This is a genomic window from Pseudomonas sp. AM14(2022), assembly GCF_036346455.1.
GTDB classification, from domain to species: domain Bacteria; phylum Pseudomonadota; class Gammaproteobacteria; order Pseudomonadales; family Pseudomonadaceae; genus Aquipseudomonas; species Aquipseudomonas putida_A.
In genome coordinates this window covers 143,812-167,660 of record NZ_JAOTNY010000009.1, presented here as the reverse complement: position 1 = coordinate 167,660, position 23,849 = coordinate 143,812, and the positions used below count along the sequence as shown (strand labels likewise).

The window sequence follows — 23,849 nt, the reverse complement described above, 5'->3', positions numbered from 1 at the left end:
GCCAGTCACAAACCCGAAAAATTGTCGAAACTTTTGCAGATGGCGGCGGGTCATCTGAAAGGCAGGGTCAACGCGACTGGTGCAATCCTTGCAACGGCCCCTTCACCCATTCTGCTTGCACGTGTTGGGTAGCGTTTGCTCACCGATGCGTGGCGCGTTTGCGCCCGGCCACAGGATTTGGCCACAGCTTGTTCGATACAAGAATCAGATCAACGACACGGGAGATTCATATGATCAGTGCGGCATTGGATATTCAGGGAGAGCGTGCTCAGCAGGCGGTTGGTGAATCGAGCACGGTGAGTCTTCCCGGCAGCCGGTCGATCAACGTCCCGGGCACCAAAACGCTGACGCCGGTCGCCAGCCAGAATCCCAACAAGAAGAAAGTGTTGTTCGTCACCTCGGAAATCGCCGATCTGGTGAAGACCGGTGGTCTGGGGGACGTCTCCGCCGCCCTGCCCCGCGCCATGGCGCACCTGCACGATGTGCGCGTGTTGATCCCCGGTTACCCGCAGGTGATGCACAGCGAGAACCCGATCCACATCATCGGCGAACTCGGCGGGCATGCCGCATTGCCTCCGTGCAAGATCGGGCGCATGGACATGCCTGACGGCTTGGTGATCTACGTGCTGATCTGCCCCGAGCTGTATGAGCGTGAAGGCTCGCCTTACGGCGCCAACAACGGTCGCGACTGGCCGGACAACCATATTCGTTTCGCCCGCCTGGGCCTGGCCGCTGCCGACATCGCCGCCAACCTCGCACAAATTCACTGGTGCCCGGATCTGGTGCACGCCCACGACTGGCCCGCCGGTCTGGCCCCTGCCTATATGCACTGGCGCGGGCAGCGCACGCCCACTCTGTTCACCATTCACAACCTCGCCTACCAAGGCGTGACCAGCCTCGGCTCGTGCCCGGAGCTGGGTATTCCGACCCACGCCCTGCAACAGGAAGGCATGGAGTTCTACGGCAAGATGTCGTTCCTCAAGGCCGGCATGGCCTATTCGAGCCACATCACCACCGTCAGCGCGACCTATGCGCAGGAAATCACCACCCCGGATTTCGGCTGCGGTCTCGATGGCTTTCTCGCCGCCAAGACCCAGCAAGGCTTGCTCAGCGGCATCCCCAACGGCATCGACGAGAGCTGGGACGCGGCCACTGATCCGCACCTGTTCGCGCCGTTCGCCATCGGCGACTGGGAAGGCAAAGCGATCAACGCCGCCCATGTGCGTGAACTGTTTGGCTTGAACGATTCCAGCGGCCCGCTGTTCGCCGTGGTTTCGCGTCTGGTTTATCAGAAAGGTCTGGACCTGACTGAAGCCGTCTCCGAATACATCGTGCAGAACGGTGGCCAGATCGCAATCATCGGCCGTGGCGAGCCGGAAGAAGAACAGGCCATGCGTGAACTGGCGCTGCGCTTTCCTGGGCAGATCGGCGTGCGCATCGGCTTCAATGAAACCGACGCCCGGCGCATGTTCGCCGGCAGCGATTTCCTGTTGATGCCGTCGCGCTATGAACCCTGCGGCCTGAGCCAGATGTACGCCCAGCGCTTCGGCTCGTTGCCGGTGGCGCGCAATACCGGCGGCCTGGCCGACACCATCGAGAACGGCGTCACCGGTTTCCTCTTCGACGAATCCACTGTCGAGAGCTACCGCGAAGCCCTGAGCCGCGCGTTCAAGGTCTTTGCCTTTCCCGAACTGCTCAATGCCATGCGTTGCCGAGCGATGGCCGCGCCGTTCAACTGGTGCAAAGCGGTCGAACCCTACGCCGAACTCTACGAACAACTGGTCGCCAAGGCGCTGGGTAAAGCCGGCCACAAATAACTCAGGGAGCTTTTCACCATGCCGTTACGGACCCAAGAAAACTGGCCCCACGGCGCGATCATGCAGGACGCCGAACACACTCAGTTTGCGCTGTGGGCACCGGATGCGTTTTACGTCAGTGTCGAACTTGAAGACGGCCAGTCCTTGCCGATGTTACCGCAGGCCGATGGCTGGTTCGTGATCAAGACCCGGTGCCCGGCGGGCACCCGCTACCGCTTCAACATCGATGGTGAACTGGAGGTGCCCGACCCGGCCTCCCGCGCCCAGGACGGCGACCTTGACCGCCACAGTGTGGTGGTCGATCCGCTGGCCTATGACTGGCGCCACACCACCTGGCACGGCCGGCCGTGGAGCGAAGCGGTGATCTACGAGCTGCACGTCGGCGCGCTCGGCGGCTTTGCCGAAGTCGAGCAGCATCTGGCGCGTCTGGTCGAGCTGGGCATCACTGCCATCGAACTGATGCCCCTGGCGCAGTTTCCCGGCACACGCAACTGGGGTTATGACGGCGTGCTGCCTTTCGCACCGCAAGCCTCCTATGGCACTCCGGAACAACTCAAACACCTGATCGACAGCGCCCACGGCCATGGGCTGGCGGTGATTCTCGACGTGGTCTACAACCACTTCGGCCCCGACGGCAACTACCTCGGGCGCTACGCCAAAGGTTTTTTCCGCGAAGACAAGCACACGCCCTGGGGCGCGGCGATCGATTTCCGCCGCCGTGAAGTGCGGGACTTCTTCATTGAAAACGCGCTGATGTGGGTGCTCGAATACCGCTTCGACGGGCTGCGCCTGGACGCGGTGCACGCCATCGAAAGCCCGGACTTCCTGCCCGAACTGGCGCAGCGTATTCGTCAGCAGATCGATCCAAGCCGTCACGTCTGGCTGACCGTCGAAAACGAGCTCAACCAGTCGAGCTTGCTTGAAGAGGATTACGACGCGCAGTGGAACGACGACGGCCACAACGCCCTGCACGTGCTGCTGACCGGCGAAACCGACGCCTACTACGCTGACTATGCGCTGCAACCCACCGAACAACTGGTGCGCTGCCTAAGCCAGGGCTTCGTGTTTCAGGGCCACATCACCCGCCACGGCGAACCGCGCGGCGAGCCGAGCGAACACCTGCCCTCCACCGCTTTCATCCTGTTCCTGCAGAACCACGACCAGATCGGCAACCGGGCTTTCGGCGAACGTCTGCATCACCTGGCCGATCCACGCGCGGTGCAGGCCGCCACCGTGCTGTTGCTGCTGTCACCGATGATTCCGCTGATGTTCATGGGCGATGAGTACGCGGCCGAGCAACCGTTCCTGTTCTTCACCAGCCACCACGGTGAACTGGCGGATCTGGTGCGCGAAGGTCGGCGCAACGAATTCGCCGGGTTCAGCGCCTTCGCCGATCCGCACAAACGCGAAAAAATTCCCGATCCGAATGCCGAGCAGACCTTCCACGCCTCGCAGCCTCGCCTGGTCGGCAACGGCAGCGCAAAACAGCAGGAAACCCTCGCGCTGTACCGGCAACTGCTGCAATTGCGCCACCGCTACATCATTCCCAATCTGTCCGGCACCCAGGCGCTTGGGGCGCACATGCTCGGCTTCGGTGCGGTCAGTGCACGCTGGCGCCTGGGCGATGGCAGTGAGCTGCGAATTGACCTGAACCTCAGCGATACGCCAGTGGTCAACCCTGCACAGACCGACGCCGTGTGGCTGTTTCAACAGCCGCCCGCCGTTGCCCTGTCGGAACCGGGCGTACTGCCCGCGTATTGCGCGCTTGTCAGCCTCACGGCCGCAACCCCCTTGCAACCTCTGGATGGAGAGCGCCTATGAGCGATGCGCAACTGGAAATACTCGCAAGCCGCGCCGGCCTCGCCGTCGACTGGATCGACGCCAACGGCCGCCCGCAGAAAGTCGCCCCGGCGGTGCTGCGCAATGTTCTCACCGGCCTGGGTCATCCGGCCAATACCGCACAGGAAATCGACGCCAGTCTGCTGCAACTGCAGCAAGTGCAGCAGGATCGCCACCTGCCGCCGCTGTTGACCGCAGATGTCGGGGTCAGCGTTGATCTGGCCCGCTATTTCGAGCCTGAAACGCCTTGCGAAATCCACCTTGAAGACGGTTCACGGCTTAACCTCAAACTCGACGCCGAAGCGAAACTGCCCGGTTTGATCCCGGTCGGTTATCAGCAGGTGCACATCGCCGATCAATATTTCACCCTGGCCGTGGCCCCCGAGCGCTGCTTCAGCGTCGGCGATGCGGTAGACAACCCGATCCCTCGCGTCTGGGGGTTGAGCGCGCAGTTGTACAGTCTGCGCCGCCCCGGCGATGGCGGCTTTGGTGACACTCAGGCGCTGGAAGAACTGGCGCGGGTGGCCGGCGAGCGCGGTGCCGATGCGCTGGCAATCAGTCCGTTGCATGCGATGTTCAGCGCCGACACCGGGCGCTACAGCCCGTATTCGCCGTCCAGCCGCCTGTTTCTCAACGCCTTGTATGCCGCACCGGGCGCCATCCTTGGCGAACGCGCCCTGCGTGATGCGATCGACGCCAGCGGTCTGGCCGAGCAATTCCGGCAACTGGAAGACTTGAAGCTGATCGACTGGCCCGCGGCCGCCGACGCCAAACAGAAATTGCTGCAAGCCTTGTACGACGGTTTCGTCGCGGGCGAGCATCCGTTGCATCCGGACTTCGCCAGTTTCCGCCATGCCGGTGGCGAAGCCCTGGAAAACCACTGCCGTTTCGAAGCCATTCAGGAAATGCGCGCCGCCCGTGGCGAAAGCCTCGACTGGCGCGAATGGCCGGCACACTGGCATGAGCCGCGCGGCGCCGCCCTCGAAGCCTTTGCCGAGGAATACGCCGAACGCATCAGTTACTTCGCCTTTTGCCAGTGGTTGATCCACCGCTGCCTGGAGCGCGCGCAAACGGCTGCGCGCAGCGCCGGCATGGGCATCGGCCTGATCGCTGACCTTGCGGTCGGTGCCGACGGCGCCGGCAGCCAGGCCTGGAGCTTTCAGGACGAACTGCTCGCCTCGCTCACCGTGGGTGCGCCGCCAGACATTCTCAATCGCTCCGGTCAGGGCTGGGGGATTTCCGCGTTTTCCCCGGAAGGCCTGATACGCAACGGCTTTCGCGCGTTCATCGACATGCTGCGCGCCAACTTCGCCCACGCTGGCGGGCTGCGCATCGACCATGTGATGGGCCTGCAACGCCTGTGGGTGATCCCAAACGGCGCGGCCCCGGCCGATGGCGCTTATCTGTATTACCCGTTTGACGATCTGCTGCGCCTGTTGACCCTTGAGTCCCATCGGCATCAGGCGATCGTCCTCGGCGAAGACCTCGGCACCGTGCCCGACGGTCTGCGCGAAAAACTCAGTGCGCGGGCGATCCTCGGCATGCGCGTGCTGCTGTTCGAACAGGACAACACGTATTTCAAACCGATCCTCGACTGGCCGGACAACGCGCTGGCGACCACCAGCACCCACGACCTGCCGACGCTCAACGGTTGGTGGCATGGCCGCGATATCGACTGGAACGCGCGTCTGGAATTTGTCGACGCCAACGGTGAAATCGAATGGCGTCGCCATCGCCAGCGCGAGCGCGAAGGCCTGCGCGGGGCCTTGAGCCAAGACCCGCAAAACTTCCGCGAAGAGTCCCATGAAGCCGATCAAGTGGTCGATGCCAGCGTGCGTTTCCTCGGTCATACCCGCGCACCGCTGGTGTTGCTGCCGCTGGAAGATGCGCTGGGCATCGACGAGCAGGCCAACCTGCCGGGCACCATCGACAGCCACCCGAACTGGTCGCGACGCCTGCCCGGCAACAGCGAAGCCTTGCTTGATGGCGCCGATGCCGCGCGCCGTCTGGAACTGCTGGCCTGTGCCCGCCTGCAAGCTGCCGAGCGTGACCAATGAACCAGACCCTCATCCAACCCCTGCGCGCCACCCTGCGCCTGCAATTTCACAAGGGTTTCACTCTGGAACAGGCGGTGCCGCTGGTGCCGTACTTTGCCCGCCTCGGCATCAGCCACATTTATGCCTCACCGCTGCTCGCGGCCCGCGCCGGCTCGATGCACGGCTACGACGTGGTCGACCCGACCCAGGTCAATCCGGAACTCGGCGGCGAACCGGCGCTGCGTCGTCTGGTCAGCACCCTGCGCGAACACAGCATGGGCCTGATCCTCGACATCGTCTCCAACCACATGGCCGTCGGTGGCGGTGACAACCCGTGGTGGCTCGATCTGCTGGAGTGGGGCCGCCTGAGTCCCTATGGCGAGTTCTTCGACATCCAGTGGCACTCGCCGGACCCGTTGATGGAAGGCCAATTGTTGCTGCCGTTTCTCGGCAGCGATTATGGCGTCGCGCTGCAAGAAGGCACGCTGAAACTGCATTTCGATGCGCAGCAAGGTCGCTTCCACGTCGAGCATTACGAGCATCACTTTCCGATCTGCCCGAATGACTACGGCGAGTTGCTCAAACCGGTCGAATCTCTGAGATCCCTGGCTGATCGTTTCAGTACCCTCAGCTACCAGACCGACGCCCATGCGCTGGCAATGCCGCTCAAGGCTGAATTGAAGGAGCTGGCAAGCGATCCGCAAATTCTCGCCGCGATCAAGGAAAGTCTCGCGCATTACGACTCCACGACTGCAGAAGGCTTCGACAAGCTGCATCAATTGCTCGAACGCCAGAGCTACCGTCTCGCCAGTTGGCGTACCGCTGCGGACGACATCAACTGGCGGCGCTTTTTCGACATTAACGAACTCGGCGGTCTGCGCGTTGAGCGTCCGGCCGTGTTCGAAGCGACTCACGGCAAGATCTTTCAGTTGATCGTCGAAGGCTTGGTCGACGGTTTGCGTATCGACCACATCGACGGCCTCGCTGACCCGCGCGGTTACTGCCGCAAGTTGCGCCGGCGCCTCGACTTGCTTGCGCCGGATCGGCACTTGCCGATCTACGTCGAGAAGATTCTCGGTGCCGGCGAAACCCTGCGCACCGATTGGGCGGTGGATGGCAGCACCGGTTACGAGTTCATGAATCAGCTGTCGTTGCTCCAACACGACCCCGATGGCGAACATGTACTCGGCGACCTCTGGCAGCGGCGCACCGAGCGTCCGGCGGCGTTCATTGAAGAAGCGCAACTGGCGAGGCAACAGATCCTCAACGGCTCGCTGGCCAGTGACTTCGAAAGCGTCGCCCAGGCGCTGCTGCAAGTGGCCCGCGATGACCTGATGACCCGCGACCTGACCCTCGGCGCAATTCGCCGGGTGTTGCAGGCGCTGATCGTGCATTTCCCGGTGTATCGCACTTACATCAGCGCGCTCGGGCGCTCGGCGCAGGATGAACAGTTTTTCCAGCAGGCCATGGACGGTGCCCGCCAGACCTTGGGCGAAGGCGATTGGCCGGTGCTTGACTGTGTGGCGGCCTGGCTCGGTGGCACACCATGGCGGCACAAGCCGCGCGGGCGCTCGCGCAAGATCCTCAAGCACGCTTGCGTACGTTTCCAGCAACTGACGTCGCCGGCAGCGGCCAAAGCCGTGGAAGACACCGCGTTGTATCGCTCGGCGGTGCTGCTGTCGCGCAATGACGTCGGCTATAACACCGAGCAGTTCAGCGCACCGGTCAGCGACTTCCATGCGGTCAATCAGCAACGCCTGGACGCGTTCCCCGACAACTTGCTGGCCACTGCCACCCACGACCACAAACGTGGCGAAGACACCCGTGCACGACTGGCAGTGCTCAGCGAACGCAGCCACTGGTACGCCGAGCAGGTGGAGTTGTGGCGCGCCCTCGCCCGGCCGTTGCGCGACGATGACCAAGTGCCGTCGTCCGGTGATGAACTGATCCTGTATCAGGCGTTGCTCGGCAGTTGGCCGCTGCAACTGAGCGATGACGATCAGTCAGGTTTCAGCGACTACGCCGAGCGCATCTGGCAGTGGCAACAGAAAGCCCTGCGCGAAGCCAAGTTGCAAAGCAGCTGGAGCGCGCCGAACGAGGCATACGAAAACGCTGCGCAGACGTTCACCCAACGCCTGCTCACCGGTGCAGAAGGCGAGCTGCTGCGCGCCGCGCTGAGCAAGACCGTCAACAGCATCGCGGCAGCCGGCGCCCTCAACAGTCTGGCGCAAACCTTGCTGCGCATGACCGTGCCGGGGGTACCGGATCTGTATCAAGGCAACGAGTTCTGGGACTTCAGCCTGGTCGATCCGGACAACCGCCGGCCGGTGGATTACGCCGCGCGCGCGCAAGCTCTGGACGGACACGCGCCGCTCCCGGAGCTGCTGGCGAACTGGCGTGACGGGCGCATCAAGCAAGCGTTGATCGCCCAGGTGTTGAACCAGCGCGCCGAACACGCCGAGCTGTTTCGCCGGGGCACGTATCAGGCCTTGGAGGTGCTGGGCGAGCAGGCGCACAACGTGCTCGCATTCGCCCGTGAGCACGAGGGCCGCTACGCCATCGTGATCGTACCGATCCGCTGCGCGACGTTGCTGGAAAACAGTGCCGTGCCACAGGTGGATGCGCTGCGCTGGGGCGATACACGGGTGGTTTTACCGTTCGCCGCCTCTGACACAAACCTGAAGGGACTTTTTCACAGCAGCGCAGTCACAAAAAACAGGGAGCTGAACGTCAGCGCCGCGCTGGGGGATTTCCCGGTCAATCTGTTTACCCAACTCTTTACGTAACGACGAGTTCAGTTCAGGAGCATTGCGATGAGTACCGACGATAAACGCATCCGCGAGTTTGCCTATCAGATCTGGGAATCGGAGGGCAAACCTGAAGGTCATGAAGCGCGTCATTGGGAAATGGCGCGCAAACTGGCCGAAGCCGAGGCCCTCGCGCCGAAGAAGTCGCCAAAGGCTGCGGGCAGTAAAACCGCCGGCAAGACTGCGACCGGCAAAGCCACCGAAAGCAAGACCCCGGCGGCCAAGCCCAAGGCGCCTGCGGACGCCAAAGCCAAGCCTTCCAGCGCCGCCAAAGTGATTCCACCGGGCGAAAAAGCCGCCGAGAAAAAGCCGCGCGCCCCACGCAAGCCCCCGGCCAACTGACACACCCGGATTATTGAACTGAATGACCGTGTGGCGGGTGCGCTCGCCACCGAGGACTCACTCGTCCTCAAAAAACATACAACCTTCCTGTAGGAGTGAGCCTGCTCGCGATAGCGATGTATCAGGCGAAATCGCGATTGAATGTCAGACCGCTATCGCGAGCAGGCTCACTCCTACAAGGTTATGTATCAGCCGAGAATTTCCCCGATTTGCAGGAGCAATCATGACCCGTCCAAAGAATACCGAGCCCGCAGCGCACGCTGAACCTTCGAGAATCCGTGAAGGCCTGCCCTTCCCGCTCGGTGCGACCTGGGATGGTCTGGGGGTTAACTTTGCACTGTTTTCCGCCAATGCCACAAAGGTTGAACTGTGCATCTTCGACGATGCCGGCGAAGTCGAACTCGAGCGCATCGAACTGCCGGAATACACCGACGAGATCTACCACGGCTATCTGCCCGATGCCCATCCGGGGCTGATCTACGGCTACCGTGTCTATGGCCCGTATGACCCGGCGAACGGCCATCGCTTCAACCACAACAAACTGTTGATCGACCCGTACGCCAAACAACTGGTCGGCGAGTTGAAATGGTCCGAGGCGCTATTCGGCTACACCATCGGCCACCCCGACGCCGACCTCAGTTTCGATGAACGCGACAGCGCGCCGTTTGTGCCCAAGTGCAAGGTCATCGACCCGGCGCATACCTGGGGCAACGACCACCGCGTCAGCGTGCCGTGGGACAAAACCATCATCTATGAAACCCACGTACGCGGCATCAGCATGCGTCACCCTTCGGTGCCGGAGAACGTGCGCGGTACCTTTGCCGGTCTGATGGTCGACGACGTGCTCGAACACATCCGCAAACTCGGCGTGTCGAGTGTGGAATTGCTGCCGATCCATGCCTTCGTCAACGACCAGCATTTGCTGCACAAGGGCATGACCAACTACTGGGGCTACAACAGCATCGCCTTCTTCGCCCCGGATCCGCGTTATCTGGCCAGCGGCAAGATCGCCGAGTTCAAGGAGATGGTCGCGCACCTGCACGAGGCCAATCTGGAAGTGATCCTCGACGTGGTCTACAACCACACCGCCGAGGGCAACGAACAAGGCCCGACCCTGTCGATGCGCGGCATCGACAACGCCTCGTATTACCGGCTGATGCCGGACGACAAGCGCTACTACATCAACGATTCCGGCACCGGCAACACCCTCGACCTCAGTCACCCGTGCGTGCTGCAGATGGTCACAGACTCGCTGCGCTACTGGGCCAGCGAGATGCACGTCGACGGTTTCCGCTTCGATCTGGCGACGATTCTCGGGCGCTATCACGACGGTTTCGACGAGCGTCACAGCTTCCTCGTCGCCTGCCGGCAGGACCCGGTGCTGCGCCAGGTGAAAATGATCGCCGAGCCTTGGGACTGTGGCCCCGGTGGCTATCAGGTCGGCAATTTCCCGCCGGGCTGGGTCGAGTGGAACGACAAATTCCGCGACACCGTGCGCGCGTTCTGGAAAGGCGACGACGGCCAGGTTGCCGACTTCGCCAGCCGCATGACCGCCTCCGGCGAGATGTTCAACCAGCGCGGACGGCGGCCGTACTCGTCGGTGAACTTCATCACCGCCCACGACGGTTTCACCCTCAACGATCTGGTGTCGTACAACGACAAGCACAACGAAGCCAACGACGAGAACAACCAGGACGGCAGCAACAACAACCTGTCGTGGAACCACGGCGTCGAAGGCCCGACCGACGATCCCGAGATCAATGCGCTGCGCCATCGGCAGATGCGCAACTTCTTCGCCACGCTGCTGCTGTCGCAGGGCACGCCGATGATCGTTGCCGGCGACGAATTCGCCCGCACCCAGGACGGCAACAACAACGCCTATTGCCAGGACAGCGAGATCGGCTGGGTCAACTGGGACCTGAGTGAGGACGGCAAGGCGCTGCTCAAATTCGTCAAACGCCTGATCAAGTTGCGTATGGCTTATCCGATCCTGCGTCGCGGGCGCTTCCTGGTAGGCGAGTACAACGAGGACATCGGCGTCAAGGACGTCACCTGGCTGGCACCGGACGGCACCGAGATGACCACCGAACACTGGCATGACGCGCACAACCGTTGCCTGGGCATGCTCCTCGATGGTCGCGCGCAGGAAACCGGGATCCGCCGCAAAGGTGCCGATGCGACGTTGCTGCTGGTGGTCAACGCCCACCACGACATCGTCAACTTCAGCCTGCCTGAAGTGCCGGAAGGCAGTTTCTGGACCTGCATGATCGACACCAATCAGCCGTCGATTCGCGGTCAGGAACGCTTCGAGTTCGGCCATGAGTATTCAGTCACCGGGCGTTCGCTGCTGCTGTTCGAACTGCAACGCGAAGAAGAAGACTGATATGGACCTGCACAGTTATCTGGCGCGCCGCCCGCCGGACTATCACGACACCGCCGCACTCGGCCATTGCCTGCGGGCGCTGGTCGAGGCCGGTCTGGATCAGTTGCCGTTACCGGGCAGCGGCTGCACGCTGGAGCGCTTTCAACGTCTGGCGGAAGTCGGCGGGCATGATCTGGGCTTGTGCAAACTCTACGAAGGCCACACCGACGCATTGGCGATCATCGAACAGCTCGGTGGTTCGCCTACACCGGGCAGCACTTGGGGCATGTGGGCGGCTGAACCACCGCAGGCTCGGGTGCAGGTGCGACCGGCCGGGCACATGGTGCGCCTCGACGGGCGCAAGGCCTGGTGTTCCGGGGCGGCGGTGCTCAGCCATGCGCTGCTCACCGCGTGGGACGCCGAAGACCGTCAGCAACTGGTCGCAGTGGCGCTTGATCAACCGGGCGTGACCATCACCGATCAGGGCTGGCAAGCGGTCGGCATGGGCGCCACCGGCAGCGTCGAAGTGTTGTTCGACGGCGCTGAAGCCCAGGCCATCGGCGAACCCGGCGACTACCTGAATCGTCCGGGTTTCTGGCAAGGCGGGATCGGCATTGCCGCGTGCTGGTACGGCGCGGCAAGGGAAATCGCCGAGGCGCTGCGTAAACACTGCGCGCAACGTCAGGAGCCGCACGCCCTCGCCCACCTCGGCACGGTCGATGCGGCGCTGTACGCAGCCGCCAATGTGCTGCGTTTCAGTGCGTTGCACATCGATACGCATCCCGAAGCCAATGCCGAACTGTTAGCCCGACGTGCCCGCGCCGTGGTCGAGCAATCGGCTGAGCAAGTGATGCGCGAGACCGGTCGGGCGCTGGGTGCCGCTCCGTTCTGCAAGGATCGGCACTTCGCCCGGTTGAGCGCCGATCTGCCGGTGTTCCTGCGCCAGAGTCATGCCGAGCGTGATCTGGCGGCCCTTGGCCAAACGCTGGCTGAACACCCCGAGGAGGCCTGGACGCTATGAACGCCGCTAATAAGCCCGATCCGATCATCGGCCACCAAGGGACTTCGTTGCTGCAATGGCAACATTCCCGGCACCTGGCGGCGCTGGACAGCGTCGATGTCCTCAGTCTGGTGCCACCGGGCGCGCGGGCGGTGATCGTCGCCCCGCACCCGGACGACGAAGTGCTCGGCTGCGGCGGAATGTTGCAGTTGCTGGCCGCCGCCGGGCGTCAGTTGCAACTGATTTCGGTCACCGATGGCAGCGCCAGTCATCCCGGTTCCGAGCGCTGGCCAGTCGAACGCCTGAGCGTGGTGCGGCCGCAGGAATCGGCTGAAGCCCTGCGCCGCCTCGGCGTGCCATTGCACCGGATGAAATGGCTGCGCGGCGGTTTCAGCGATAGCCAGGTCGCCGCAGATGAGCCGTCGCTGGTCGCGTTCATCGAACGCCACCTGCGCCCCGGCGACGTGGTGTTCAGCACTTGGTGCGAGGACGGCCACTGCGATCACGAAGCCGCCGGGCGCGCCAGTATCGAAGCCGCGCGGCGGGTTGGCGCCACCTGCCACGAATTGCCGGTATGGACCTGGCATTGGGCCTCCCCCGAAGACGCCTCGGTGCCATGGCAGCGCGCACGCAAGATTCTGTTGTCCGCCGAGCAAGTGGCGCGCAAACGCCATGCGGTGCATGCGTTCGCCAGCCAACTGGAAGGCGACCCGCAAGCCGGGCTGCAACCGGTATTGGCGCCGTACGTGCTGGATCGTCTGCTGCAACCGTTCGAAGTGGTGTTCCTATGAGCGTCGATGATCGTTACTTCGACGGATTGTTCAGCGCTAACGATGATCCTTGGGCCTTCCGCGAGCGCTGGTACGAACAGCGCAAACGCGCTATCACCCTCGCCGCCCTGCCCCGCGCGCATTATCGGGCGATCTTCGAGCCCGGCTGCGCTAATGGCGAACTCAGCGCCGAACTCGCCGAGCGCTGCGACCGCCTGCTGTGTTGCGACACCGCCAGTGCCGCGGTGAATCTGGCGCGTACCCGATTGAGCCTGTTTGACCATGCCGAGGTGCGCCAAAGTCGCCTGCCCGGTGACTGGCCGGAGGAAAAATTCGACCTGATTGTATTTAGCGAAATCGGCTACTACCTCGATGCCCAGGATCTGACAGAAGTGATCCGCCGCATCAGTGAATCCCTGACGGCTGACGGCCAGTTGCTGGCCTGCCACTGGCGCCCGCCCATCGATGGCTGCCCGCTCAACGCGCGGCAGGTACATGACCTGATTCACGAGCAATTACCGCTACCGCGTCTGGCGCTGCATCAGGAGTCCGACTTTATCCTTGAAGTCTGGAGCCGTGAGCCGCGCTCGGTGGCCGCATTGGAGGGCCTGCGATGATCGGCATTCTGATTCCCGCGCATAACGAGCAAGACCTGCTGGAACAGTGCCTGACGGCCGCCGTGCGCGCCAGTAAACACGGGCTGCTGGCCGGCGAGCCGGTCGAAGTGCTGGTGGTGCTCGACAGCTGCACCGATCGCTCGGCACAGATCGTCAGCAACTTTCCGGTACTGAGCCTGCACATCGACGCCCGCAACGTCGGCCAAGCCCGAGCCGCTGGCGCGCAGGTGTTGCTGGAACGTGGCGCGCGCTGGATCTCCTGCACCGACGCCGACAGCCGTGTGGCCGAGGACTGGTTGGTGGCACAGTTGGGGCTGGGTGCGGATGCGGTGTGCGGCACGGTGACCGTTGAACATTGGGATCCGACATTCGACGAAAGCGCGCAAATCCGCTATCACAGCCACTATCAGGCGCGGGACGGGCATCGCCATATCCACGGCGCCAATCTTGGGGTCAGTGCCGATGCTTATCGTTGGGCCGGGGGATTCGCCCCCTTGACCTGTGATGAGGACGTGCAACTGGTGCGGCAACTGGAATTGCTCGGTGCCGACATCGCCTGGAGCCATCGCCCGCAAGTGCATACCAGCGCCCGTCTGGACAGCCGTGCCCGGGGCGGATTCGGGGACTACCTGCGAAAATTGGTACAGTTAGACATAAAAAAAGCGGATCAGATTGATCTGTGACGCGACGAACCGGTTTTCATGAGCAATACTCTGCTGCGCGGCAATCCAGGGTTCGGAGCGTCGCACAGCAATCCATTCGCCTTCACGGGTCGAGCGCACCTGCCTTTCTACGGTGCAGATTCGATTGAGGGCCTGACTCGACAAGGACGTAGCACCCATGAAACCGTTATTCCTCAACGAAAACCCGCCGCCGGTACAGATCTGGAACAGTTCCCCCCAGCTGGACAACATCCCCGTCATCAACACCCATAGCCTCGTTCCCCCCGGTGCTCGCGCCGTCGTCGTCGCCCCGCATCCGGGTGATGAAGTGGTGACCTGTGGCGGGCTCCTGCAATTGCTCTCCAGCCTCGGTCATCCGCTGCAACTGCTGTCGATCACTGATGGCAGCGCCAGCCATCCCGGCTCGCGACAGTGGTCGGAAAAACGCCTGAGCGTGTTCCGTCCGCAAGAGAGCGTCGAAGCCCTGCGTCGGCTCGGCCTGCCGATGCACAGTCTGAAATGGGTGCGCGGCGGGTTCACCGACAACGCGCTGCTCGAGCGCGAGACGGAAATCAGCAGTTTCATCTCACGTTATCTGCGCCCCGGCGACGTGGTGTTCAGCACTTGGCGCAACGACGGCAACGACGACCACGAAGCGGTCGGACGTGCCAGTGCCAACGCGGCGGCGCAAGCCGGAGCCACCTATCACGACGTGGCGGTCTGGGCCTGGCACTGGCCGGAGCGCGAGCAGAGCCTGATCCCTTGGGATCGTGCACGCAAACTGCGCCTCGACACCTGGACCGTGGCGCGCAAAAGCCACGCCACCCACGCCTATGCCAGCCAGCTCAAGGGCGAACCGGCGATCGGCATCGCGCCGATGCTGCCGCCGGTGATCCTGGAACGGATGCGCCTGCCCTACGAAATTGTCTTCATCTGAAACACCCATCCCCTGTGGGAGCGGGCTTGCTCGCGAAAGCGTCGGTTCAGTCACCTGTGATGTTGAATGTGCTGGCCTGTTCGCGAGCGAGCCCGCTCCCACAGTTGGAATGAGTGCATTCAGGTGGGAGGTTGGTCGGCTGGTAGGCCGCCATCGCTGGCAAGCCAGCTCCCACAATTTGACCGAGTGTATTCAGTTGGGGATTGGTCGACTGTTAGGCCGCTTTCGCGAGCAAGCCCGCTCCCACAGTTGGAATGCGTGCATTCAGTTGGGAGGTTGGTCGGCTTGTAGGCCGTCATCGCTGGCAAGCCAGCTCCCACCATTTGATCGAGTGTATTCAGTTGGGGACTGGTCGACTGTGAGGCCGCTTTCGCGAGCAGGCTCGCTCCCACAGTTGGAATGCGTGCATTCAGGCGGGAGGTTGGTCGGCTGGTAGGCCGCCATCGCTGGCAAGCCAGCTCCCACCATTTGATCGAGTGTATTCAGTTGGGGACTGGTCGACTGTGAGGCCGCTTTCGCGAGCAGGCTCGCTCCCACAGTTGGATTGCGTGCATTCAGGTGGGAATTGGTCAGCGGGTAGGCCGCCATCGCTGGCAAGCCAGCTCCCACCATTTGACTGAGTGCATTCAGTCAGGGATTGGTCGACTGTGAGGCCGCTTTCGCGAGCAGGCTCGCTCCCACAGTTGGAATGAGGACGAAATACAGGGACGGGTTCATGACCCGTCCCTTTCGATTTTTGCACTTCAGGCACAAGCCCGGCCAATCAGCTCCGGCAATCAGTCCCGCGCCAGCGCCTCGATCGGGTCCAGGCGCGATGCATTGCGCGCGGGGACGAAGCCGAAGACGATGCCGATCAGCGTCGAGCAGATCACCGCCGTCAGCACCGAAGCCATGGAGAACACCATCTCCCATTCCTTGATGAACAGCGAAAACAGATGGCCGATGGCGTACGACAGGGAAATGCCGATGGCCCCGCCGAGCAGGCAGACCATCACCGCCTCCACCAGAAACTGCTGACGGATGTCCGACTGCCGTGCGCCGACCGCCATGCGAATGCCGATCTCGCGGGTACGCTCGGTGACCGACACCAGCATGATGTTCATCACCCCGATGCCGCCGACCACCAGCGAAATCACCGCGATCAGCGACAGCAGCAAGGCCAGCGAACGGCTGGTTTTCTGCACGGTCTGCATCACGCTGTCGAGGTTGTTGGTGTAGAAGTCCTTGATGCCGTGGCGTTGCAGCATCAATTGGGTGACGTGATTTTCCACCACTTTGCTCGACTGGCCGTCCTTGATCCGTACGCTGATGCTGTCGAGAAAACGTTGGCCCAGGATACGCCCGGCGGCGGTTTCGTAGGGCACCCAGACGTTGAGGGTTTTGCCCGAGGCAAACAGGTTCTTGTTCTCGGCGGCCACGCCGATCACCGTGCATGGCAGGTTGCCGATCAGGATCACCTGCCCCAGCGGATCGACGCCCTCGCCGAATAACCGATGCCGGGTGTTGTAGTCGATCACCACCACCTGCGCCTGGCGCCGCGCGTCGCTCTCGCTGAAGGTGATGCCTGCCTCCAGTTTGATTCCGCGAACCTGGAAATACTGATCACTGACACCGTTGATCTGCGCATCGAGGTCGATGTTGCGATAACGCAGAAGCATGCTGCGACCGACCACCGGGGTGGCGCTGTCGACGTAATACAGCTGATTCAGCGCGGTGACGTCGGCCGGCACCAGTGTCTCGATCGAGGCGGCGCGCTTGTCGCCGAAACTGCTGCCGGAATAGATATCGATGGTATTGCTGCCGATCGCCGAAATGTCCTTGAGCACGTAGTTTTTCGCGCCCTCACCGATCGCCGAAATCGACACCACCGAGGTGATGCCGATGACAATCCCGAGCATGGTCAGCAAGGTGCGCATGCGGTGCGAAATCAGCGCCACCCAGGCCATGTTGAAGGCTTCCTTGAACAGCCCGAGGCTGGCGACCAAACGGCGTGTCGCCGGTGGTTTGGGCGGCACCTCCTCTTCGTCCGACAGTTGCCCGGTGTCGCGCTGGTTGCGCCGGTCGCTGAGGATTTCACCGTCGCTGACTTCGATGATGCGTTCGGCGTTGGCCGCGACTTTCGGGTCGTGGGTCACCAGAATCACCGTGTGCCCGGCCGCGTGCAGCTCCAGCAGGATGCGCATCACTTCCTTGCCGCTGGCGGTGTCGAGGGCGCCGGTGGGTTCGTCGGCGAGAATCACTTCACCGCCATTCATCAAGGCCCGGGCGATACTCACCCGCTGCTGCTGACCGCCGGAGAGCTGGCTCGGCCGGTGGGTCAGGTGCCCGTCGAGACCCAGTCGCGCCAACAACTCGCGGGCGCGGGCGTGGCGTTGCGGCGCGGGGATGCCGGCGTAGATCGCTGGCATCTCGACGTTGTGCATCGCGCTCAGGTGCGGCAGCAAGTGATAGCGCTGGAAGATGAAACCGAAGTAATCGCGGCGCAGTTCGGCCAGCGCCTGATCGTCAAGGTCGCGGGTCTCTTGGCCGTTGATCTTGTAGCTGCCGGCGGTGGCGTAATCGAGGCAGCCGAGGATGTTCATCAGGGTTGATTTGCCGGAACCGGAGGCGCCGATGATCGCCACCATTTCCCCGGCACTGATCGTCAGGTTGATGTTCTTCAGTGCGAGAAATTCACGGTCGCCGGCGGTAAAACTGCGGGTGATGCCGGTCAGTTGCAGTAACGGCTGCGTCATGCTCAAGCCCCCGCCACGGCGGGCAACGGATCACCGATCACCACCCGCTCGCCTTCGCTGAGGCCCTGATTGATCTGCACTTTGACGTTGTTGTTGATCCCGGTCTGCACGTTGCGCGACTGCGCCTGGCCCTTAGCGTCCAGCACCCGCACCGGAAAGCTGCCATCGGCGTTGCGCGGGCCGAGCGCGGCCACCGGCACGGTCAGCACCGATTGCGCGGTATCGAGGACGATGCGCACTTGCGCGGTCATCGAGATACGCAAGCGATGGTCGGGATTGGGCACCTCGAACAGCGCGTTGTAAAACACTGCGGTGTTTTGTTTCGGGGTGCCGGCCGGCGGCGTTTCGAGGAAGTTCTGCGGCGCCGGCTCAGTGCCGCGCAGCTTGCCGTAATAGCGTTTGTCTTCGCCGAGAATGGTGAAATACACCTGCTGCCCCGGCGCGATATGAATCACGTCGGCCTCCGACACCTGGGCCTTGATGGTCATGGTGTCCAGATCCGCCAGTTTCAGCAGGATCGGCGCCAACTGGTTGGCGATCACGGTCTGGCCTTCCTGGGTGACGATGCCGACCACGTCGCCATCGATCGGCGCGACGATCCGCGTATACGCGAGGTTGACCTTGGCGGTGTCGATCTGGATGTGCGCACTTTTGATCTGCGCGTCCAGCGACAGCAGGTTGGCCTGCTGCACCTCGTAATCCGACTGCGCGGTTTCGAAGTCCTGACGCGAGATCGACGCGTCTTCCTGCAGGTTCTGATAGCGCTGGTAAATCGCTTTGGTCTGCTTGAGCTGGGCTTGCGTGGCGCGCTTTTGCGCCTGCAGGTTTTCCTCATCGACCTGCGCCTGACGCAGGGTGTTCTGCAGCACCAGCGGATCGATCTCGGCCAGCCACTGGCCCTTCTTCACCTTGTCGCCCACCTTGACCTTGAGCGACTTCAACTGCCCCGACACCTGGGCACCGACGTCCACCTGCTTGACGCCTTCCAGCAAACCGGTGGCGAGCACGGTGTTTTCGATATCCGAGCGTTCGACCGGGGCGGTCTGGTATTTCGGCGCTTCGGCCGGTGCCTGCACCGTGTACAGCACCAACCCGGCCACCGCCGCCAACGCCAACCCCATACCGACTTTGCGCAACTTCGACTTTTCCATAAATAACCACAAGTCCGTTCAGGGATGAACCCGGCCAGCGGCCGGGTCTTGATAGAACAACCACACTCAGGACAGCACTTCGCCGACCGTCAGCGTCAGACCGTCATGCCACCACGCGGCGAAACTGAAGACGTTGGGCGCCTTGAGAATCGTGAAGTGGTTGCCCGGCCCGTACCACACCGCCAGATCGCTGACCTGTCGCTGCCAGCCTGCAAGCACCGCCGCCTGTTCGCGCTGATTGCCCCACTCGTCCAGCGTCGGGTCATCGACCAGCACCAGCCGCACCGGCCCGGTGTAGGCCAGACGCGGCTGATAGACCGTGCGCAGCGCCGCGGCGAAAGTGCGAACCGGGCCGTGCATCGCATCCGGCGCCGCCCGCTCCGACAACACCCCGGCGCGCACCATGCCGTCGTGCAGCAGACGCAGTTGCGTGGTGTCGTCGGCGTTGGCGAAGGTCGCAGGATCGATACCCAGCGATTTGCCACAGGACAACTGCAGGGTGTCGATCAGCCGTTGCAGCGCGGCAGTGGCCGTGTACGGCTTGCCCGCCGTGCCGTCACCGCCCGGTGCCTCGCTGTCGATCAAGGTCAGCGAAGCCACCTCGCGCCCGGCCGCCTGCAACTGCGCCGCCATGGCATGCGCGACCCAGCCGCCGAACGAATGGCCGATCAGGTGCAGCGGCCCCTGCGGGTGGATCTGCTCGATGGCTTGCAGGTAGAACGCGGCAGCGGCTTCGACCGCGCTGTGCGGCACACTGACGCCGTCCAGCCCGCGCGGTTGCAAGCCGATGATCGGCCACTCCGGGCCGATCGCCTCGGTCAAGTGAATGAACCCGGTGACGCTGTCACCCGCCCCCGGCACACAGAAAATCGGCGCATGCCCCGGCTGCCCGGTCTGAATCGTCAGCAGCGGTTGATACAGCGCCGGTTCCGGCGTCACCAGGGTTTCCAGCGCCTGGGTAATGGCCTGGCCAAGCGCTTGGATGTGCGGGTGTTTCATCATGGTCCGGTGATCGCCGGGGATGTCGATGCAACGCAGCAGGCCAATGTCGAAGCGCTCTTCCCAGCCGCGCGTCGGGCTCGGCATCGACTGTCCGTCCATCAATTCCTGGGCACGGAACAGGTGGATCGGCTGGCTCGCCGGGCTGACCCGGTAATGCGCCAGCGCCAGACGATGCGCCGCTTCGCGATCAAAGTAATGCCAGGCGTCCGCCGCGCTGACCGTGGCCAGTTCCGGATCGGTCAGCTGCTGCGCCTGACAGCGCTTGAACAGCTCGGGGAAATCCAGTTGTTCGACTTGCGCCTCCAGCACTTGCACCGCCGCCAGCGCCGCCTCGCTTTCGGCACCCAGCATCAGCGAACGCCCTCGGCAATGGCCAAGTAACTGGCGCTTGTCGAGGCCCTCGCCGCTCCACATTGCCTTGTCCTGGGCGAGCGGGTTTGGCGCATAGCTGTCGAGCATGCCGATGAAATCCACCGGCTCATCGAGGCCGAGCAATTGCTGCGCGACCTCATGCGCCAGCACCCCGCCGAACGACCAGCCCGCCAGCCGATACGGCCCGTGAGGCTGTACCGCGCGGATGATCCCGACCATGCGCTGCGCCATGCACTCAAGCGTGCGCAATTGCGGCTGACCGAGCGTCACGCCAGGCAGGCCGTAAATCGGAAACTCGCCACCGATGTGCTGGGCCAGCGTCGGGAAGTACACGTCCCTGCCGCTGAATTCATGCAGCAGGAACAGCGGCGTACCGTGCGCCCCGGCACGCACCACGACCAGCCCGTCAGGCTGACTGAGCGCCTCATCCTGACTGAGCAGCGCGGCGGCAGACTCGATGCTCGGATGCTGGAACAGTTCGGCCAGCGACAGTTGCAGCCCGGCCCGTTGCAGCAGATTGACCAGCTTCACCGCCAGCAACGAATGCCCGCCCAGTTCGAAGAAGTTGTCGTGACGTCCGACCTGCTCGACGCCAAGCACCTCGCTCCAGATCCGCGCCAGCGTGGTTTCGACTTCACCCTCGGGCGCCACGTATGGGCGGTTGATCACCGCATCTGCCCCCGGTTCCGGCAGGGCTTTGCGATCGATCTTGTCGTTTGGCGTCAGCGGCAACGCGTCGAGCAGCACAAACGCGCCCGGCACCATGTACTCCGGCAAACGCTCCAGCACATGCGCGCGCAAGGTCTCCAGCGATGGCGCGTCAATGCCGGCACGCACGGTGTACCACGCCACCAGACGCTCATCACGCACCATCACCACCGCTTCGCGAATCGCCGGATGTTCGATCAGCCGCGCCTCGATTTCCCCCGGCTCCAGGCGCAAGCCCCGCAGCTTGATCTGGAAGTCATTGCGGCCGAGGAATTCAAGTTCCCCGTGGTGGTTGTAGCGCGCCAGATCCCCCGTTCGGTACAGGCGATCACCCGCCACAAACGGGCTGTCGATGAAGCGCTCGGCCTGCATCTCCGGCAGTCCGTGATAACCACGCGCAACGCCGACACCGCCAATGTGCAACTCACCGCTGACGCCTTGCGGCACCGGTTGTCCGTACGCGTCGAGCACGTACAGGCGTGTATTGCTCAAGGCTGTACCGATTGGCACCACGTTGTCCGGCACCGGCATGTCCGGTTCCAGCGTCCAGCCCGTGCTGTCCACTGTGGTTTCAGTCGGGCCGTAAACGTTATGCAAACGCACCCACGGCAGCCGATCGCGCACCTGCCGCGCCAGCGCCGCACTGAGTTCACCACCGCCGTTGAGCACATCGGTCAGGCTGGTGCACTGCTCGACACCGTCCTGTTCGATGAACTGCTGCAACAGCGCCGGGACGAACTTGACCACCGTCACCTGCTGCTCGCGAATGGTCTGCACCACATACGCCGAATCGCGGTTGCCGTCCGGTCGCGCCAGTACCAGACGCATCCCCGAACACAGCGGCCAGAAGATCTCCCACACCGAACTGTCGAAGCTGAACGGTGCCTTTTGCAGCAACGCACCGTGTTCGGTCGGCGGCGAAATCTGCGAGCCCCAGTGCACCATGTTGCAGGCGCTGCGGTGTTCGATCATCACGCCTTTCGGCAATCCGGTAGAACCCGAGGTGTAGATCATGTACGCAAGGTTGGAGGCGCTGAGGCCCGGCACTGGCGAGTCGTGATCCGGCAGGTGCTGCCAGGTACTGCGGTCAAGGTCGATTACCGTGGCGACGGCGTCATCGAACAATCCGCGAGTCGCGGTCTGCACCAGCACCGCGGTCGGCGCGCTGTCCTTGAGCATGTAGGCCAGGCGTTCCGCCGGGTAGCTCGGATCCAGCGGCACATAGGCACCACCGGCCTTGAGAATGCCGAGCAGACCGACCACCAGATCCAGCCCGCGCTCGACGCAGATCGCCACCCGCGCATCCGGCTGCACACCGAGTTCGCGCAGATGCTGCGCCAAGCGGTTGGCGCGCTGATTGAGCTCGCGATAGGTCAGGTTTCCTTGCGCGAATTGCAGCGCGATTGCCTCCGGTTTACGCCGCACCTGCGCTTCGAACAAGCCATGCAGCGGTTGTTCCAGCGGACAATCGACCTCGCTGGCATTGAAGTCGATGAGCAAGCGCTGCTGCTCCTGCGGTGCCAGCAACGGCACTTGCGCAAGCACGGCCTGATCATCGTTGACCAGCGCCGCCAGCAGCCGCTGGAAGTAGCCGACAAAACGCTGCACCGTCGACTCATCGAACAAGGCCGTGGCGTAGCGCAACGAACCGCGAATGCCGTCGGGCGAATCGCCGAGGCTCAGTGAAAGGTCGAATTTCACAAAGTGGCTGTCGCCGGCCACCCCTTCCAGGGTCAGGTCGCCGAGGGTCAGGCTCGGGCCGTCGTTGTTGTCCCAACTGAGCATGGTCTGGAACAACGCGCTGTGCGACAGGCTGCGGACAGGCTTGCTGATATCCACCACTTGCTCGAACGGCAGATCCTGATGCGCCTGAGCGTTCAGGGTTTGCGCCTTGACCCGCGCCAGCAGCGTCTCGCCGCTCGGTTCGCCCGAGGTGTCGATGCGCAGCGCCAGGGTGTTGACGAACATGCCGATCAGGCCTTCGATCTCGGCGCGGGTGCGGTTGGCCACCGGCGAGCCGATCACCACGTCGTTCTGCCCGGACAAACGACTGAGCAACATCGCCCAGGCGCTCATGATCACCATGTACGGCGTCACCGCGCGACGCTGACACAAGGCTTTCAAACCGGCGCTCAAGTGTTGATCGAGCAGCATGTCGACGCGGCTGCCGGAATAGTCCTGCTGGGGCGGACGCGGGCGGTCAGTGGGCAGGGTCAGCAAGGCCGGCGCGCCGGCCAGGGTCTGCTGCCAGTAATCGCTTTGACGCTGCAGCACCTCGCCGCTGAGCCAGCGCCGTTGCCACACTGCGTAGTCGGTGTATTGCAGCGCCAGCGGCGGCAACGGATCGTCCTCGCCACGGCTGAAGGCCTGATACAACGCCGCCAGCTCGCGGGTCAGCACGCCCATCGACCAGCCATCAGCGATGATGTGGTGCAGCGTCAGCAACAGCACATGATGATCATCAGCCAGACGCACCAGACGTCCGCGCAGTAGTGCATCGTGCTGCAGATTGAACGAGGCGCAGGCTTGCTCTTCGATCAGACCGCGCAAGGCATTGTCAGCCTGCGGGTGCTGACGCAGGTCTTCTACCGCCAGCAACAAACTGCTCTCGGCCGGCAGAATAAGCACCTGCGGCTGATCGTCGATCTGGCTGAAGCGGCTGCGCAGGGTTTCGTGACGGGCGACGATGCGT

General features: G+C 63.2%; 14 protein-coding genes (1 of these 14 running past the window's edge). 11 read left to right on the top strand and 3 right to left on the bottom strand.

The window, feature by feature from the left end; translation table 11 throughout:
• Window positions 1-230: 230 nt before the first annotated feature.
• The 11 genes from glgA to V3W27_RS18740 all read left to right on the top strand — a co-directional run bounded on the left by glgA (window position 231) and on the right by V3W27_RS18740 (window position 15,189).
• On the top strand, window positions 231-1,817 hold the full coding sequence (glgA, locus tag V3W27_RS18790) for a glycogen synthase GlgA (RefSeq protein WP_096797490.1): 1,587 nt from the start codon (window positions 231-233) through the stop codon (window positions 1,815-1,817).
• A gap of 18 nt (window positions 1,818-1,835) precedes the next feature.
• Complete coding sequence (gene treZ / locus V3W27_RS18785) at window positions 1,836-3,638, top strand: malto-oligosyltrehalose trehalohydrolase (RefSeq protein ID WP_183784917.1); 1,803 nt, start codon at window positions 1,836-1,838, stop codon at window positions 3,636-3,638.
• The gene (gene malQ / locus V3W27_RS18780; RefSeq protein ID WP_330207248.1) at window positions 3,635-5,713 is read left to right on the top strand and encodes a 4-alpha-glucanotransferase; all 2,079 of its coding nucleotides are present in this window, start codon (window positions 3,635-3,637) and stop codon (window positions 5,711-5,713) included. Before treZ ends, malQ begins: the two co-directional genes overlap by 4 nt.
• Window positions 5,710-8,478 carry a malto-oligosyltrehalose synthase gene (locus V3W27_RS18775; RefSeq protein ID WP_330207247.1) on the top strand — a complete coding sequence of 923 codons (2,769 nt, stop codon included), beginning with the start codon at window positions 5,710-5,712 and terminating at the stop codon, window positions 8,476-8,478. The genes malQ and V3W27_RS18775 overlap by 4 nt, the downstream gene beginning before the upstream one ends.
• Before the next feature lie 27 nt (window positions 8,479-8,505).
• A complete protein-coding gene (locus V3W27_RS18770) occupies window positions 8,506-8,841 on the top strand; it encodes a DUF2934 domain-containing protein (protein WP_047602241.1) in 336 nt (111 codons plus the stop codon).
• A gap of 223 nt (window positions 8,842-9,064) precedes the next feature.
• Entirely contained in the window at window positions 9,065-11,224 is a 2,160-nt protein-coding gene (gene glgX, locus V3W27_RS18765; protein ID WP_115984515.1) for a glycogen debranching protein GlgX, read from the top strand.
• A 1-nt stretch (window position 11,225) separates the two neighbouring features.
• Entirely contained in the window at window positions 11,226-12,224 is a 999-nt protein-coding gene (locus V3W27_RS18760; protein ID WP_027612044.1) for an acyl-CoA dehydrogenase family protein, read from the top strand.
• Entirely contained in the window at window positions 12,221-12,994 is a 774-nt protein-coding gene (locus tag V3W27_RS18755; protein ID WP_027612045.1) for a PIG-L deacetylase family protein, read from the top strand. Before V3W27_RS18760 ends, V3W27_RS18755 begins: the two co-directional genes overlap by 4 nt.
• Window positions 12,991-13,590, top strand: coding sequence for an SAM-dependent methyltransferase (locus V3W27_RS18750; RefSeq protein WP_097089609.1), 600 nt, complete (start codon window positions 12,991-12,993; stop codon window positions 13,588-13,590). Before V3W27_RS18755 ends, V3W27_RS18750 begins: the two co-directional genes overlap by 4 nt.
• The gene (locus V3W27_RS18745; protein ID WP_115989875.1) at window positions 13,587-14,273 is read left to right on the top strand and encodes a glycosyltransferase; all 687 of its coding nucleotides are present in this window, start codon (window positions 13,587-13,589) and stop codon (window positions 14,271-14,273) included. The genes V3W27_RS18750 and V3W27_RS18745 overlap by 4 nt, the downstream gene beginning before the upstream one ends.
• Before the next feature lie 157 nt (window positions 14,274-14,430).
• On the top strand, window positions 14,431-15,189 hold the full coding sequence (locus tag V3W27_RS18740; RefSeq protein WP_027612047.1) for a PIG-L deacetylase family protein: 759 nt from the start codon (window positions 14,431-14,433) through the stop codon (window positions 15,187-15,189).
• 776 nt (window positions 15,190-15,965) lie between these two features.
• Here the strand turns inward: V3W27_RS18740 and V3W27_RS18735 are convergent.
• The 3 genes from V3W27_RS18735 to V3W27_RS18725 form a co-directional block, all read right to left on the bottom strand.
• A complete protein-coding gene (locus tag V3W27_RS18735) occupies window positions 15,966-17,924 on the bottom strand; it encodes a MacB family efflux pump subunit (protein WP_150368025.1) in 1,959 nt (652 codons plus the stop codon).
• Between the two features lie 2 nt (window positions 17,925-17,926).
• Window positions 17,927-19,075 (bottom strand): macrolide transporter subunit MacA, encoded by a 1,149-nt coding sequence (gene macA / locus V3W27_RS18730; RefSeq protein WP_096797354.1) that lies wholly within the window; start codon window positions 19,073-19,075, stop codon window positions 17,927-17,929.
• A gap of 66 nt (window positions 19,076-19,141) precedes the next feature.
• A protein-coding gene (locus V3W27_RS18725) for a non-ribosomal peptide synthase/polyketide synthase (RefSeq protein ID WP_330207246.1) crosses the window boundary here: on the bottom strand, window positions 19,142-23,849 show its final stretch. The gene runs 13,115 nt beyond the window's last position; only the last 4,708 of its 17,823 coding nucleotides appear in the window; its start codon lies off the right edge, out of view; the stop codon is at window positions 19,142-19,144.